Here is a 15,388-nt window from a genome sequence, read left to right on the forward strand (position 1 = left end):
TTTTATGAAATATGATCTAATACTCGAAAACATCGGCCAGCTCTTGACGATGGATTATGAAAAAGAAGGTCCTCTATGCGGAAAGGACATGAATGAGCTAATTGTTCTTGAAAACAAGGCACTTGCGATTGCCGATGGAAGAATTGCTCTTATTGGCTCAAATGAAGAAGCATCTGAATGGAAAGCTGAGAAAAGGATCGATTGTGAAGGAAAGCTTGTTACACCTGGCCTCATTGACCCTCATACTCATTTAGTGTTTGCTGGATCCCGTGAGCATGAAATGGGACTGAAGCAGCAGGGCGTTCCTTACTTGGAAATCCTGAAACAGGGCGGCGGCATTCTTTCGACTGTAAAAGCAACGCGGGCTGCAAGTGAAGCGGAGCTATATGAAAAAGCAGCCGGCCATCTTGACCGGATGCTATCATATGGAATGACCACGGTTGAAGCGAAAAGCGGATACGGCTTAAACGGAGAAACAGAGCTGAAGCAGCTTAGGACTGCAAAAAAATTAAATACGGAGCACGCAGCCGAAGTAGTTTCAACCTTTTTGGGTGCGCATGCCATACCTTCTGAGCATAAGCATCAGCCGGACGTTTTTTTAGAAGAAATGGTTCAGCTGCTGGATGTGATTGAAAAAGAAGAATTAGCTCAATTTGTCGATATTTTTTGTGAAACCGGCGTATTCTCGATTGAACAGTCCAGAGTGTTTTTATCAAAAGCAAAGCAAAAAGGGTTTAAAGTGAAAATCCATGCCGATGAAATTGATCCATTAGGAGGTGCGGAACTGGCTTCTGAGCTAGGTGCCGTCAGTGCAGAGCACTTAGTCGGAACTTCAGACGAAGGCATTAAGCAGCTGGCTGAAAAAGGGGTGATTGCCTGCCTGCTGCCTGGCACCTCTTTTTATCTGAGCAAACCGGATCATGCCAAAGCGAGAAAGATGCTGGAAGAAGGAGTTGCGGTGACTCTTGCGACTGATTTCAATCCCGGGAGCTGTCCCACTGAGAACCTGCAGCTGATTATGGCTTTCGCAGCCGTAATGTATAAAATGACTTCGAAAGAAATTTGGAATGCTGTCACGGTCAATGCAGCCTATGCTATCGGATTAGGCGGCATTCGTGGGATCATCGCCCCGATGAAGCAGGCGGACCTTGTCATCTGGGATGCGGGAAACTATGAATATATTCCTTATCATTTCGGAGTGAATCACGCGAAGGCCGTGATTAAGAAAGGTGACATTGTTTTTGAAAAGGGGGATCACCGTGAGCCATCTACCCTTTCTATCACATGATGCAAGATTCACAGACCGGGGGATTTCACGGGCGGGAACGCTGCTTAAAAAACGGGATTTTGAGATTTGTGAAGGCATTGGGTTAGTTGGAGTTCCATTATCTAAACCATCAATCAGCCATTCAGGGGCATCGTTTGCTCCTGAAACAATCAGAAAAATGATGAACGCTTTTACCACCTATTCGATCCATGACAATACAGATTTAAAAGAAGAGAGAATCATAGACTTTGGTGATATTTCTATGCATGTAACAGACCTTTCTGAATCACACCGGAGAATCGAAACGACGGTGGAAGGAGTTTTGAGTGAACACCCGCTAATGGTTCCCCTTTTTCTTGGCGGCGATCATTCTGTCACAGCACCGATTTTCACTGCCTTTCAAAAAGAAAAAGGAAAGGCTGGAATTATTCAGTTCGACGCACACCATGACCTGCGCAACCTTGAAGATGGAGGACCGTCAAATGGAACACCATTTAGACAGCTGATCGAAAAAGGTGTGCTGGAAGGAAAACACCTCTATCAGATTGGTATTCGCGACTTTTCTAATGGCAAAGAATATACCGATTTCGGCAAAGAACAAGGCGTCCATATTTTCACGATGCAGGACGTGTATGAAAACGGAATTCTGCAGATTCTCGAGGGATGTGTGAAAGAGTTATTGAAAGAGGTAGATACCATCTATGTTTCTCTGGATATGGATGTAATGGATCAGGCGTTTGCACCGGGATGTCCGGCAATTGGTCCGGGAGGCATGGATTCCCGCATGCTGATTGAAGCAATCCGGTTTTTAGGAGAAGTACCGCCGGTGAAAGCCATGGACATTGTAGAAATTGATCCTACGCTTGATTTTCGTGATATGACAAGCCGTTTAGCCGCCTACTCAGTCTTAACCTTTTTAACAGGCTACAAAAACCGAGTCTGACATCATTCACACTTTTCTGAAAAAAAGCTATACTTGAAAGAAAACAGGAGAGCGGGCTTTGAATATGGAGGATAAAATGGTAAAGCTTGCTGTAAATGGAGGCATCAATTTTGGCTCAAAGCTTACAGCTAAACAGCTGATCACGCTTGCTGATTATATGGATGAAGATCAGGAGCTCGAATTGACAACCTTCCAGCAGCTCTATTTAGATATTCCTGAGAGCAGACTTGAAGAAGCAAAATTAGCTTTTGAAACAGCCGGGCTCCATTGGTACCCTGTCGGTAATTATGTAAAGAGTTTACGCACCTGCAACTTCTGCAAAGGTGCTGAAGAAGAAGGAATGCCGGTTGCTGCCAAACTAAATGAGAGAATAAAAGGAAAGCCTGTTCCTTTTCCAATAAAGGTTGCTTACACCGGCTGTCCGAATGCCTGCGGAGAGCCGCTCGTCAATGATATTGGCATCATTAAAATGAAAGACGCCTATGACCTGTTCATTGGAGGCCGTGCAAAAGGAAAAAATGCACAAATTGGTCATTTGTTTTTAGAAAGCCTGCAGCCTGAAGACCTCTATCAGGCCGTTGAAAAAATCATTGCCGTATACGCAGAAAACGGGAAGAAACGCGAGTATTTTGCGAAGTTTTTGAAGAGGTACGGAATTGAGAGACTGAAGGAAGAGATTTTGTAATCATTAAAACTAGCAAATTTTGCACTTCAATCATAAAAATTGGAGTGCTTCTTTAGTTTTATCTTATAAGGATTGGGCAAAACTGAAATGTGTTCTTATAAGTAATAAGGTATACTTAATTAATACTGTGAACTTTCAAAATTATTAATTTTCAAACTGGAGGAAATATGAATATGAAACTTGGCGCATTCTCTGTAAGTTTAAGTGTAAAAGACATAAACAAATCAAAAATATTTTACGAAAATCTTGGATTTCAAGCCTTGGGAGGGGATATTACCCAAAATTGGATCATTATGAAGAATGAAAGCTGCATAATTGGTTTATTCCAAGGGATGTTCGAAAAGAATATTTTGACTTTTAATCCAGGCTGGAATGAAAATGCCGAAAATCTTCAATCATTTACGGACATTCGCGATATCCAAAAGCAGCTTAAAGCAAAAGGAATTAAAATACTGTCTGAAGCAGATGAAACAAGCGAAGGGCCTGCAAGTTTTACAATTGAAGATCCTGATGGCAATCCCATCCTTGTAGATCAGCACAGATAGACTATAGGATGAGTTGAAATAACATGAGAATTAATGGAAATGTTTATAAGTGGATGGCAGCGGAAATCCACGGGTGAATGTATAACCAATAACAACAATGAATGCGAAAACAGCCTTAAGTTTCTAGGAGAGTGATTACAGTTGAAAAACTATGAAAATATGGACCCAAGTGAAATAAGGGAGCTTATTCGCAAACAAACCATTACTGGACCAACCGCTGGCATGTCAAAAGGTTTTACACAAGCAAATCTCGTTATTTTAAAAAAAGAATATGCCTTTGACTTCCTGTTGTTTTGTCAGCGAAATCCAAAGCCCTGTCCATTATTAGATGTAACGGAACCTGGTTCTTTCATTCCAGGCAAAATGGCAAAAGATGCAGATATTCGCATGGATATCCCTAAGTATCGTATTTATGAAGATGGTATATATACGAAAGAAGTAAATGAGATTACAGAGTATTGGAAAGATGATATGGTAGGTTTTTTACTGGGATGCAGTTTTACATTTGAAACCCCGCTAATGGATAGCGGGATTCCTATTCGTCATATTGAAGAAAACTGTAACGTTCCTATGTATAAAACCAATATTCCATGTGAAAAAGCGGGGATATTTGAAGGCCCGACTGTTGTCAGTATGCGGCCAATGAAGCCCGAAGATGCCATCCGCGCGATTCAAATCACCACCCGCTTTCCTGCTGTACATGGGTCACCAATTCATATTGGCGACCCGGGTCAAATTGGAATCACCGATATCTCAAAGCCGGATTTCGGTGATTCAGTAACAATCAAAGAAGGTGAAATTCCAGTATTCTGGGCTTGCGGCGTTACCCCTCAAGCTGCAGCCATACAAAGTAAACCTTCAATAATGATTACTCATGCCCCGGGTCATATGTTCATTAGTGATGTAAAAGATGAGGAATTCAGTATTTTATAAAAATTAATATAGTTGGATCAGCAGTATAAAAAGGATCTTCTAATCGAAGATCCTTTTTTGTGTGTAGCAGCAGCACGTACGCTATAGAGTGAAAATCTCTAACGTGGCCGTTAGTAAAATTTATAAGAACCTTGTATGTTTTTTTATTTTTAACACGTTGTGTTGGTAATCCAAGGAGGATTAATACATTTTTTTATTGAAGTACAGTTTAAATTTCTATAATGGTTCAAACTACTATTATGTGACTTTAACTTGTTAAGATTGGATGATACGGTTCCTTTGTCACGCAACCGAAAAGTTGCTTATGCTTGACAAGCAACCGTAGAGTTGCTTAAACTGGATATATGAATTGGGATAAAGACGCTATATTCAAAGCACTTGGCGATTCGACTCGGCGGCTTATATTAGACGAACTATCCGAACGCAACGAGCTGACGTTGTATGAACTTACGGTACGTCTCATTATGAAGCACGACCTTTCCATTTCGCGACAGGCGATAGCTAAACATCTTTCTGCATTGGAAGATGCAGGGCTCGTAAAATCAAAACGAAAGGGAAAATATCGAATACTTATATTCAACAACAAACCACTTGAAAATTTGCTGAAAGGATGGATAGAGTAATTTTATTAAAAATACTTCTGACGAATGTATGTGTTTTTCTGCTTGGAGCCAGATTGTCAGCAGAGTACCATACGTCGCAAATATCAAAGGAGGAAAAAATAATATGAAAATCATTGTTACCAGTTTATTCGTACAAGACCAAGACAAGGCACTGGAATTTTATTCGGAAAAGCTGGGATTTCTAAAAAAGCATGACGTTCCCATGGGGAAATTCAGATGGATAACGCTTGTTTCTCCCGATGATCAAGACGGTACCGAGCTTTTACTTGAACCGAATGAACATCCTGCCGCAAAGGAGTATCAAAAGAAGATATCTGCCGAGGGCATCCCAGCAACAATGTTCGGCGTTGCGGATATTCGCAAAGAGTACGAACGATTAATGGAAAAAGGCGTGAAGTTTACTATGGAACCGACAAAAATGGGCGAAGTCACAATAGCAGTCTTCGATGATACATGCGGCAACCTTATTCAGATAGTGCAGAAGTGACGAAATAACCTAGTTTCTAAACGACTTTATTGGTAAGTTTTAAGTTAGTGAAGTGTTTTTTATCAAAAATTAAACAACTTTATGTTAACCCTGTCTTAATTTTTGGACGGGGTTATACGTGTCCTCCAATTTGGTTTATGTAGAGGGAAGTGGAAACAAACACCCGGTATGATTCCTCCTTTACGGATTTTACGCAGGGAAGTGGAATCAAACGTATGCAATGATTCCTCAAATTAGGTTTTTGCGCAGGGAAGTGGAATCAAACGTATGCGATGATTCCTCCAATTTGGTTTTTGGGGAGTAAAGTGGAATCAAACATCCGGTATGATTCCTCCAATTTGTTTTTTACGCAGGAAAGTGGAATCAAACGTATGCGATGATTTCTTCAAATTGGTTTTTGGAGAGAAAAGTGGAGACACTTTGCAGGTGATGCTGAATGATTCGTTCTCTAAGATCTCCTTGTTTTTGGAAGGGAATAAACGAATTTACTTACTCCTATCTTTTATTGTAAGCTGAGATCAGACAATAATTTATTATAAAACAAATAGATATTTATACAAAAATCATTATAAGTAAATACAATTAGGAGGAACTGACATGACAAAAAGCAATAACAAACATTTGTCACAACAACAAAGTGCAGAATTACTCAATATATTAAAAGTTCGTTTTGAGAAAAACATGAATCGTCATAAAGGTCTTGAATGGTCTAAAGTCCAAGCAAAGCTGGATGCTAATCCTGAAAAACTGTGGTCGCTCAATGAAATGGAAATGACCGGCGGAGAGCCTGATGTTGTTGGCTATGATGAACAAAAGGACGAATACATTTTTTGTGATTGTTCAAAAGAAAGCCCTAAAGGCCGCAGAAGTGTTTGTTACGACCGTAAAGCGCTAGAGTCAAGAAAAAAACATAAGCCTGAAAATAACGCTATTGACATGGCAGCTTTCATGGACATAGAACTATTGAATGAAGAACAATATCGAGAGTTGCAGAAACTTGAAAATTTCGATATGAAAACATCAAGCTGGGTGCAAACACCCAATGATATTAGAGAACTCGGCGGTGCACTTTTTTGTGATTGCCGCTATGGCAACGTCTTCGTGTATCACAATGGAGCAGATTCCTACTATGCTGCCAGAGGCTTCCGCGGCTTGCTGAAGGTCTGAAGATCACCTATTGCCCAATACTGATAATGTTTCATACGAGGCTCTTCCTATAAAAATAGACGTGTCATTTATCCTCCTTTTTGGACACAAAATAACCTCATCCATAGACTTAAGTAAGTTTTAGGATGAGGTTTTGTATTCGCGTTAGCACCTTAGTTTACAGACCATTCACATAATTTCCTTTATTCGTACGGAGCACAAAACGTGACGATACGTTTTGTGCTGTTATAACGTCAGGCACCACGTTACAGCCTACAGATGATGTCCATTGTCATCATGTCCTGCTTGAAGCTCAAGAGGTCATTGTTTATTCTTCCTTAAAAAGCTCCTCCAAAAACCGGTCCCGATTCTCCAAAAAATACTTTGTAATCTGATAATGATCTGTGTCCTTATAATCGATTTCGGCAATGCGGTCCGAATCAAAGCTTACTATATTCGCCCCGGGAAATCCAAGCAAGATAGGAGAATGGGTGGCAATAATGAATTGTGTGTCACCGTCTTTTGTTAAATCATGAATGATGCGCAGCAGGGTCAGCTGTCTTGACGGGGAAAGAGCGGCCTCTGGCTCATCGAGTAAATAGACGGCTTTTTTGCCAAAGCGATTGAGAAAAAGAGATAAAAAGGATTCGCCATGTGATTGATGATGGAGCGATTTTCCGCCATATGATCCAAATACATTACCCGATAACGGGTCTTCATTCAGTTCTTCCAGATAGGATGCAAACTGATAAAAGGACTCGGCTCTCAGGAAAAAGCCATTTTTGATTTTTGGCATCCAGGCAAGCCTGATATACTTCCCTAAATCAGATTGAGAGCTTCTCGTTTCGTAAAGATGATGGCTGCCGCCTGCTGTATTAAACCCGCACTGATAGGCAATTGCCTCCATCAAAGTTGATTTGCCGGACCCATTTTCACCGACAAAAAAAGTAACAGGGCTTTTAATCTTCAATTCATCCAAATGTGAAATGGCTGGAATGGAAAAAGGATATGTTTCAAACGAAGGAATCTCTTCTTTTTTTAATTTGATTGATTTTAAGAACATGTTTATCACCTGCTTTTATTTTAGCAGGAATGTCCGTTTAAAGTCATAATTTAAACGGACATTTTATAAATTGGATGACAGCATAAACGAATGTAATCCGCTGTTTTATCGGCAATGATCTCTTTATCGTAATCCATGGAAGCAACATGATAGGAGTTATCTAGACTGATGATTTGTTTCATAGGTGATGAGACTCTTTCATAAAGGGTATCGGAGCTGTCCGGAGGGACGACGTGATCTTCTTCGGATTTAAAGATGAGCGCCGGACATGAAACATTTGAAAGCTTTGGTTTTACGGATTTTATAAGGTTAAGGAGATTGTGGACGGCTGTAATCGGAACAGCTGAGTATGTGATTTCTTCAATTCCTTCTGCCTTTATATCCGGTTTTCCTTCGGGGATGTACCTTGGTTCTGACTGATTTTCAAAAGACTCATATCCAGGCACGCGTAAAGCTGCGTTGATTGTAATCACACCGCTGATTTGTTTATATTTTGCGGCCAAATGCACAGCAAGGATTCCGCCCATCGATTGACCTGCAATAAATACTTTGCGGCAGATTTTTTTCAGCTTTAAATAAGCCTGTTCAACGTCTCTGATCCAATCTGTATAACAGCAGGATTCAAGCTCGAGAATATCAGTCCCGTGACCTTTTAGCCTCGGAGCAAGAACAGTAAAGCCTTTGTCTGCAAGCAGCTTTCCGAGCTCTCCAACACTTTGCGGTGTTCCTACAAATCCATGGCAAAGCAGAATGCCAATCTCATTTCCTTTATAAAAAAAGCTTTCAGCACCAGGCAATACAGAGTCAAATATTTTGGTCATTTTCCTTTCCTCCATTTCAACAATAATATAAGAAAAGCCCACTCTTCCTGGTAATAAAGAATGGGCTTTTCTTTATCAACCAAAGCGGATAGCTTTGCTGGCGGGAGCACCTTACCGTTTGCCGGTGGTTGCTGTGAAGTCGCTGAGCCAGATCTCTCGTTCACTCTTGATAATTTATTTAATTCTGATTGGTTTAGTTGGTTTTGATGATCGTATCATGAGCAGCTTTTAACTGTCAATAGATTCCTTAAGCAATTGTCTTCACAAAAGAGGAAAACAAGAGTAAAATACTTATATTCCAATCAGACAGGTGGGATTTAAGTGAATACCATTCCTAAACCTCTTGTATTAACGAATCAATGGTTTATTGTTTTAGCTGCTGCAGCCACTTGGATTACAGGATTCGGCTGGTTTCTTCTAATACCTCTAATAGCAGGATTAATGGGACTTCTTTTTAAATTTAACCCCATTATGAAAACGGCAAAGCTCTTTTTGAGAAAAAAGCCTTCAGAATATATACCAGAGGATTTTGACCAGCAGCAGTTTAATCAGCTTATTGCAGTGATCTGCCTTAGCCTTGGTTTTCTAGGGTTTATGATGAACTGGATGACTCTGGCATATATCTTTACCGTTATGGTCGCGCTTGCTGCATTCGTTGCCATTTTAGGCTTTTGTGTTGGCTGCTTTATTCGTTTTCAGTGGCAGCAATATCGATACCGCAGGCTTACTAAGCAGTCATAATTTTTCTAAAAAAATGTTGACTTTCTGAAAATACCAGCGTAAAGTAGGACTCACATCGAAAATATGAAACTTCTTATCACGAGAGGTGGAGGGATTTGGCCCTTTGAAACCTCGGCAGCAGACTCATTCATGAGAACTGTGCCAACTCCAACAAGCGTGATTTCGCTTGAGAGATAAGAAGAGTGAACGGTCTTTTACTATGATCTTACCCTCTTCTTGGCTTTCAAGAAGAGGTTTTTTGTTTTTTGAAAAATAAATAGATTTCTTATCCAGAGAAGCGGAGGGACTGGCCTGATGATGCTTCGGCAGCGGACTTTTTTTAAAAGTACTGTGCCAATTCCAGCAGGCGAGAAGCCTGGGAGATAAGAAGAGACCTAGTGATTCTTTATGAATTCATGCCCTCTTCTTGTCGGATAGAAGAGGGTTTTTTTATTTCATTTCGGGAGGCATACATATGATTCAATTTGAAGGCGTTACAAAGGTTTATAACAGCGGCGGAAATGAAGTGAGAGCACTTGACGGCATTGATCTTCATGTTAAACAAGGGGAGATTTGCGGTGTAATCGGATTCAGCGGAGCCGGTAAAAGTACACTGATCCGCACAGTGAATTTGCTTGAGCGCCCAAGCTCTGGGAAAATCATTGTCGATAATCTTGATTTGACGGCTCTTTCCCAAAAGGAAGTAAGGCAGGTTAAGCGCAAAATCGGCATGGTCTTTCAGCATTTCAATCTGCTGAATTCTAAAACGGTATTCGCCAATGTTGCGATGCCGCTCCTTCTTGCAAAAGTCTCTCAAAAAGAAATGAAAGAAAGAGTAACGGAATTATTATCATTTGTAGGATTAGAAGACAAAGCAAATCAATATCCTGACCAATTATCAGGCGGTCAAAAGCAGCGTGTCGGAATAGCCAGAGCACTTGCAACACAGCCTTCTATTCTATTGTGTGATGAAGCAACGTCCGCACTTGATCCTCAAACAACAGGCTCCATTCTGAAGCTTTTGAAAAAGATTAATCAGGAATACAACATAACGATTTTAATGATTACCCATGAGATGTCCGTCATCAGGGAGGTTTGCGACAGAGTGGCCGTGATTGAAGGCGGAAAAATTATCGAATCAGGCTCAGTCTTCGATGTTTTCTCAAATCCGCAAACAAAAACAGCTTCGAACTTTGTCAGCTCGGTTCTAAACGATTCCATCCCAGAATCTGTGCTGAAATTAGTGCAGGAGGAGAATACTCCGGGACAGATTTTCAAAATTAACTTTGTCGGCAAATCTTCAGGACAGCCGCTGTTATCTCAGATTGCAAAACGGTTTGATCTTGATATCAATGTTTTATTTGGAAACATCACAGAGCTTCAGGGCATTCCGTTCGGTCATTTGATTGTTGAACTTCAGGGAACGGAAAGTGAAATTAAACGGGCTTTATTAGTGATGAATCAGGAAAATGTCACAGTGAAAGAGGTGGAAGCACATGCTAGTTGATTCACAGCAAATTATTGATGCACTGATAGAAACACTTGCGATGACCGGTTTTTCATTGCTTTTCTCAACCTTGATCGGACTGCCGCTTGGTGTGCTGCTGGTCATCACAAGAAAAGGTCACCTATGGGAGAATGCCATTATTTTTAATATCTTAAACGGTGTCGTCAATATCTTCCGTTCTGTACCCTTTATCATTTTAATGGTCGCGATTGTTCCTCTTACCAGATTAATTGTAGGAACCTCAATTGGGACAGCAGCAGCTGTAGTACCGCTTGTCTTTTATGCAGGTCCATATATTGCGAGATTGATTGAAAACTCATTATTAGAAGTGGATCCAGGGGTCATCGAGGCAGCAGAAGCCATGGGAGCAACACCAACGCAAATCATCTTTAAATTCATCGTTCCGGAAGCATTAAGCTCGCTAGTTTTAAGCCTTACAATCGCTACAGTCGGTCTTGTCGGAGCATCAGCGATGGCAGGTGCTGTCGGCGGAGGAGGACTCGGGGATCTCGCCATTACATACGGCTATCAGCGCTTTGATACATTGGTCATGATTATTACCGTTACAATCCTTGTTGTGCTCGTTCAGGGACTTCAGTCATCAGGTAACTTATTATCTAAAAAAATCAGAAGACGATAGGGAGAGAAACAGGATGAAAAAATTTATGATCTTAGCACTAATTCTAGTATTGGGAGCCTTTGCTGCGGGCTGCGGAAACAAAACAGCAAACGGGAAAGAAGAAGTAAATGTCAAAATTGGCGTCAGCGGATCCGATAACCGCATTTGGGATTTTGTTGCAAAGAAAGCTGAAAAAGAGGGCATCAATATTGAGATCGTCACATTCTCAGATTACGTACAGCCAAACCTGGCACTCTCAGAAGGCGAACTTGATGCGAATGCATTCCAGACAATCTCTTATTTCAACGCATTTAAAAAAGAACACGATCTTGACCTATCACCGATCGGTACAACGGTTATCGCACCGCTTGGTCTTTACTCTGAAAAATATAAATCAGTTAATGATATTCCAGAAGGCGGAAAGATTGCCGTACCTAATGAAGCAACAAATATGGGCAGAGCGTTTCTTCTGCTTCAGGATGCAGGCTTAATTGAACTGCCGGAGGACTTTGATGGAAATGGTTCATTGGACAAAATTGTCTCCAATCCGAAAAACTTAGAAATTGTCCCGGTTGTTGCAGGGCAGACACCCCGTGTGCTTCCTGACGTAGCAGGATCGATCATTAATAACGGTATTGCAGTGGATGCAGGCTTTAACCCAGTGAAGGACTCTATTTTCCATGAAGATGACACGGCTACTCCATATATCAACATTATTGCAGCACGTACAGAAGATAAAGATCGCAAAGAATTAAAGAGAATTGTTGAACTATATCAGGAAGAAGATACTGCAAAATTTATTGAAAAAGAATATGACGGAAGCACGATTCCTACATTTGTGCCTTTAAGCAAAATCGGAGAATAAAAACTAAGGAGGGTTAATCTTGAGGACAGTTGTTGAAACACTGAGAGATCAAATCATCTTGAACGCTGATGAGAATGAGAGGAAATATCTTCAGATCAGCCACTCCATTCATGAAAACCCTGAGATCGGCAATGAGGAGTACTTTGCATCAAAGCTCCTCGCTGATCTTCTTCAATCAGAAGGCTTCAGCGTTGAACGCGGAGTCGCCGGACATAAAACGGCTTTTCTTGCCAGAAAAAAATCAGCCTCTAAGAATGGGCCGGTTATCGCGTTTTTAGCTGAATACGACGCTTTGCCCGGACTTGGCCATGCATGCGGCCACAATATTATAGGGACAACGAGCGCGGCAGCAGCAATTGCACTGAGCAAAGTGATCGATGAAGCAGGGGGAGAAGTGGTGGTTCTCGGAACTCCGGCTGAAGAAGGGGGTCCAAACGGAAGTGCTAAGGGCAGCTTTGTCAAACAGGGCCTGCTTGAAGGAATTGACGCTGCCTTAATGGTTCATCCGGCTAATGCCACAAGAATTACCGGGAATTCACTGGCTGTCGATCCTCTTGACTTTGAGTTTATCGGAAAGCCGGCACATGCAGCAGCTGCTCCTCATCATGGCATTAATGCCTTAGATGCAGTCATACAGCTTTTTAACGGCATCAATGCTTTGCGCCAGCATGTAACAGATGACGTGAAAATTCATGGGATTATCACACATGGCGGTGATGCGCCGAATATCGTGCCGGAATATGCAAAAGCACGCTTTTATATCAGGGCAGCTGCCCGAAAAACATGCAGTGAAGCGACTGCACGCGTAAAAGCTGTTGCAGAAGGGGCGGCACTTGCAACAGGTGCAAAGCTGAACGTCATCGCCTTTCAGAATGAAGTCGATAACCTGGTTTTAAACCGCACATTTGATGCTGTTTTTAAGCAGGAGCTTGAAAGTTTGGGAGAGCATGTTGAAACGGGTGAACGGGACGGGTTAGGATCAACGGACGCGGGCAATATCAGCCAGGTTGTTCCCACGATACATCCTTATATTAAAATCGGTCCTGACAGCTTAATTGGACATACGGATGAATTCAGAGAAGCTGCTAAATCTGAGCGCGGGGATGAAGCCTTGATACTGGGGGCAAAGGGTCTTGCGCTGACGGCATTAAGACTTCTGACTGATGAAAACGTGTTGAATGATATAAAGGAAGAGTTTAAGGAACGCAAAAAATTAGAGGAATAGAATCGAAAGAACCCATCAAAACGATGGGTTCTATTTCTTATTGGGCAGAAGTTTTGCAATAATAATCGCTTCCCAAACGCTCCACGGCAGAACTCTTTTTAAGAAAAGAGACATTCGAACCCCTTTCCCGACTGTATATCTCAATTTAACACCCGTCTTTTTTTCACATATTTTTACTAGGAGTTCAACAACTTCGGCTGGATTTCCAAGCTTTTCTCTTCCACGTTCAAGTTCATTTTCTATTCCAGTCATATATGGGTAATAGGGAGAACTTGCTTCCATTGAAACAGGCGAAACTTTCTTGCCAGTTGTCCAAATCTTTGTAGAAAAAGACCCGGGCTCAACCAAAATGACATCAATTCCGAACGGCTTTACTTCTAGCCGAAGGCTTTCACTGAAGCCTTCAAGTGCATGCTTTGACGAAACATACGGAGACAATCCCGGAAAGCCGATCAATCCGCTGATGCTGCTCATATTAATAATCTTGCCGCTTCGCTGTGACCGCATAAAAGGCAGGACAGCCTGTGTAACGGCAATGACACCAAAAAAATTTGTTTCAAATTGTTCCCTGTACTCATCTACTGTAATTTCTTCGCCGAAGCCTCCAAATGCATATCCAGCGTTATTAATAAGAATGTCTATTTTGCCTCTTTCATTCAAAAAATGGGTAAGCGCATGAATGGATTCAGCGGACGTGACATCAAGCTTAAGCAGAGTCACACGGTCGCGCAAGCCATCATCCTCAATCGATTTCATCAGCAAATCCTTCTTTCCTATGTTCCTCATTGTTGCAATCACATCATATCCGGCCTTTGCAAGTCTATGTGCGGCAAGCATGCCAAATCCGCTTGAAGCCCCGGTGATAAGCACGGTCTTTTTGGGCATCCTTTTCTCCTCCGTATCTTATATTCTTTCCTTTATTATAGATGCTTTCATCGAAAAGCGGGCGTAAGAGATTACTAGATTCAAGGTGAATCTTTCGTATAATTATCAGAATTATTATAAAATTTAAGTGCAGACATGCAGAAAGGAATGATGATATGGAACGGCGTGCTTTCGGTAAAACAGATATGAAGGTAAGTGTTCTCGGTTTTGGAGCAGCAGAAATAGGCTTTTCAGAAGCAACGCCTGAAACAGTCGACCGTCTGCTTGGCACCGCTCTTGATGCAGGTTTGAATGTCATAGATACGGCAGAATGCTACAACATCAGCGAAGAATTAATCGGCAGCACCATGTCTCATAGAAGAGACGATTATTATTTGTTTACAAAATGCGGTCATACATCGGGTTTAGACGGTGATGACTGGGATCCGGCCATGCTTGAACAATCGATTGACCGCAGCTTGAAAAGGCTGAAAACGGACTGTGTGGATACCATTCATCTCCATAGCTGTTCTGAGGAAGTCCTGCGCAAAGGGGATGTTATTGATGTTTTAAGGCGGGCAAAGGAAAAAGGCAAAACCCGGTACATTGGCTACAGCGGAGATCATACAGATGCCCTTTACGCCATAAAAACCGGGGCGTTTGATACATTTGAAACGTCTGTAAGTATAGCGGATCAGGAAGCGATTGATCTCACAATTCCAGAGGCTTTGAAACGGGAAATGGGCATCATTGCAAAACGGCCGATTGCCAATGTCGCCTGGAACTATCAAGAGAAGCCTGAGAATGGCTACTATCAGGAATATTGGGAGAGGTTTCATAAGCTGGAATATAGCTTTCTAGAGGGGAACCTGACAGAAGCTGTTGAAAAAGCTCTTCGTTTCACTCTGACCGTTCCCGGTGTCCATACGGCCATCGTCGGGACAGCAAAGCCAGACAGGTGGACCCAGAATGCCAAACTCGCAGGCAAGGGAAACCTTACTGAAAAAGAGTACAAAGAAATAAGGTCTCTCTTCCAAAAAGCAGCCCAATCTGATTGGATTGGACAAGTTTAGTG

At 41.7% G+C, this 15,388-nt stretch carries 17 protein-coding genes and 3 riboswitches; of the genes, 14 read left to right on the top strand and 3 right to left on the bottom strand.

The annotated features are described in order from the left end of the window. Positions 1-4: 4 nt before the first annotated feature. From hutI to GJU41_RS11100, 8 genes are all read left to right on the top strand, one after another. Positions 5-1,288, top strand: coding sequence for an imidazolonepropionase (gene hutI, locus GJU41_RS11065; RefSeq protein WP_154318599.1), 1,284 nt, complete (start codon positions 5-7; stop codon positions 1,286-1,288). Further along, the gene (gene hutG, locus GJU41_RS11070; RefSeq protein WP_170292777.1) at positions 1,260-2,210 is read left to right on the top strand and encodes a formimidoylglutamase; all 951 of its coding nucleotides are present in this window, start codon (positions 1,260-1,262) and stop codon (positions 2,208-2,210) included. The genes hutI and hutG overlap by 29 nt, the downstream gene beginning before the upstream one ends. A 58-nt stretch (positions 2,211-2,268) precedes the next feature. Next, complete coding sequence (locus GJU41_RS11075; protein ID WP_191557507.1) at positions 2,269-2,895, top strand: NAD(P)/FAD-dependent oxidoreductase; 627 nt, start codon at positions 2,269-2,271, stop codon at positions 2,893-2,895. 173 nt (positions 2,896-3,068) lie between these two features. Further along, positions 3,069-3,440 carry a VOC family protein gene (locus GJU41_RS11080; RefSeq protein ID WP_154318879.1) on the top strand — a complete coding sequence of 124 codons (372 nt, stop codon included), beginning with the start codon at positions 3,069-3,071 and terminating at the stop codon, positions 3,438-3,440. Between the two features lie 141 nt (positions 3,441-3,581). Then, positions 3,582-4,373, top strand: coding sequence for a putative hydro-lyase (locus tag GJU41_RS11085; RefSeq protein WP_154318601.1), 792 nt, complete (start codon positions 3,582-3,584; stop codon positions 4,371-4,373). A gap of 344 nt (positions 4,374-4,717) precedes the next feature. Further along, a complete protein-coding gene (locus GJU41_RS11090; protein WP_154318602.1) occupies positions 4,718-4,996 on the top strand; it encodes an ArsR/SmtB family transcription factor in 279 nt (92 codons plus the stop codon). A gap of 103 nt (positions 4,997-5,099) precedes the next feature. Beyond that, the gene (locus GJU41_RS11095; protein ID WP_154318603.1) at positions 5,100-5,483 is read left to right on the top strand and encodes a VOC family protein; all 384 of its coding nucleotides are present in this window, start codon (positions 5,100-5,102) and stop codon (positions 5,481-5,483) included. Positions 5,484-6,080: 597 nt separating this feature from the next. Beyond that, on the top strand, positions 6,081-6,650 hold the full coding sequence (locus GJU41_RS11100) for a DUF4256 domain-containing protein (protein WP_154318604.1): 570 nt from the start codon (positions 6,081-6,083) through the stop codon (positions 6,648-6,650). 307 nt (positions 6,651-6,957) lie between these two features. Here GJU41_RS11100 and GJU41_RS11105 read toward each other — a convergent pair whose 3' ends face one another. Continuing rightward, positions 6,958-7,692 (bottom strand): AAA family ATPase, encoded by a 735-nt coding sequence (locus GJU41_RS11105; protein ID WP_070874849.1) that lies wholly within the window; start codon positions 7,690-7,692, stop codon positions 6,958-6,960. 50 nt (positions 7,693-7,742) lie between these two features. Next, positions 7,743-8,513, bottom strand: coding sequence for an alpha/beta hydrolase (locus tag GJU41_RS11110; RefSeq protein WP_154318605.1), 771 nt, complete (start codon positions 8,511-8,513; stop codon positions 7,743-7,745). 69 nt (positions 8,514-8,582) lie between these two features. Continuing rightward, positions 8,583-8,689, bottom strand: a riboswitch (SAM riboswitch). Between the two features lie 145 nt (positions 8,690-8,834). On the opposite strand from GJU41_RS11110, the gene GJU41_RS11115 reads away from it, so the two are divergent. The 5 genes from GJU41_RS11115 (at position 8,835) to GJU41_RS11135 (ending at position 13,449) form a co-directional block, all read left to right on the top strand. Next, positions 8,835-9,254, top strand: a complete 420-nt coding sequence (locus GJU41_RS11115; protein WP_070874846.1) for a DUF4395 domain-containing protein — start codon at positions 8,835-8,837, stop codon at positions 9,252-9,254. A gap of 70 nt (positions 9,255-9,324) precedes the next feature. Further along, positions 9,325-9,434, top strand: a riboswitch (SAM riboswitch). An 82-nt stretch (positions 9,435-9,516) separates the two neighbouring features. After that, a riboswitch (SAM riboswitch) is annotated at positions 9,517-9,623 on the top strand. 85 nt (positions 9,624-9,708) lie between these two features. Continuing rightward, positions 9,709-10,740 (top strand): methionine ABC transporter ATP-binding protein, encoded by a 1,032-nt coding sequence (locus tag GJU41_RS11120; protein ID WP_070874844.1) that lies wholly within the window; start codon positions 9,709-9,711, stop codon positions 10,738-10,740. Then, positions 10,730-11,380: a methionine ABC transporter permease gene (locus tag GJU41_RS11125; protein WP_070874842.1), complete on the top strand. Its 651-nt coding sequence runs from the start codon at positions 10,730-10,732 to the stop codon at positions 11,378-11,380. Before GJU41_RS11120 ends, GJU41_RS11125 begins: the two co-directional genes overlap by 11 nt. A gap of 13 nt (positions 11,381-11,393) precedes the next feature. Beyond that, a complete protein-coding gene (locus GJU41_RS11130) occupies positions 11,394-12,224 on the top strand; it encodes a MetQ/NlpA family ABC transporter substrate-binding protein (RefSeq protein ID WP_070874840.1) in 831 nt (276 codons plus the stop codon). 40 nt (positions 12,225-12,264) lie between these two features. Next, a complete protein-coding gene (locus tag GJU41_RS11135; RefSeq protein ID WP_396653221.1) occupies positions 12,265-13,449 on the top strand; it encodes a M20 family metallopeptidase in 1,185 nt (394 codons plus the stop codon). A 30-nt stretch (positions 13,450-13,479) separates the two neighbouring features. Here the strand turns inward: GJU41_RS11135 and GJU41_RS11140 are convergent, their stop codons facing one another. Next, entirely contained in the window at positions 13,480-14,334 is an 855-nt protein-coding gene (locus tag GJU41_RS11140) for an SDR family oxidoreductase (protein WP_154318606.1), read from the bottom strand. 155 nt (positions 14,335-14,489) lie between these two features. On the opposite strand from GJU41_RS11140, the gene GJU41_RS11145 reads away from it, so the two are divergent. Then, on the top strand, positions 14,490-15,386 hold the full coding sequence (locus GJU41_RS11145; RefSeq protein WP_070874835.1) for an aldo/keto reductase: 897 nt from the start codon (positions 14,490-14,492) through the stop codon (positions 15,384-15,386). Positions 15,387-15,388: the final 2 nt, after the last annotated feature.

The organism is Metabacillus idriensis, assembly GCF_009674765.1.
Lineage (GTDB): Bacteria > Bacillota > Bacilli > Bacillales > Bacillaceae > Bacillus_P > Bacillus_P idriensis.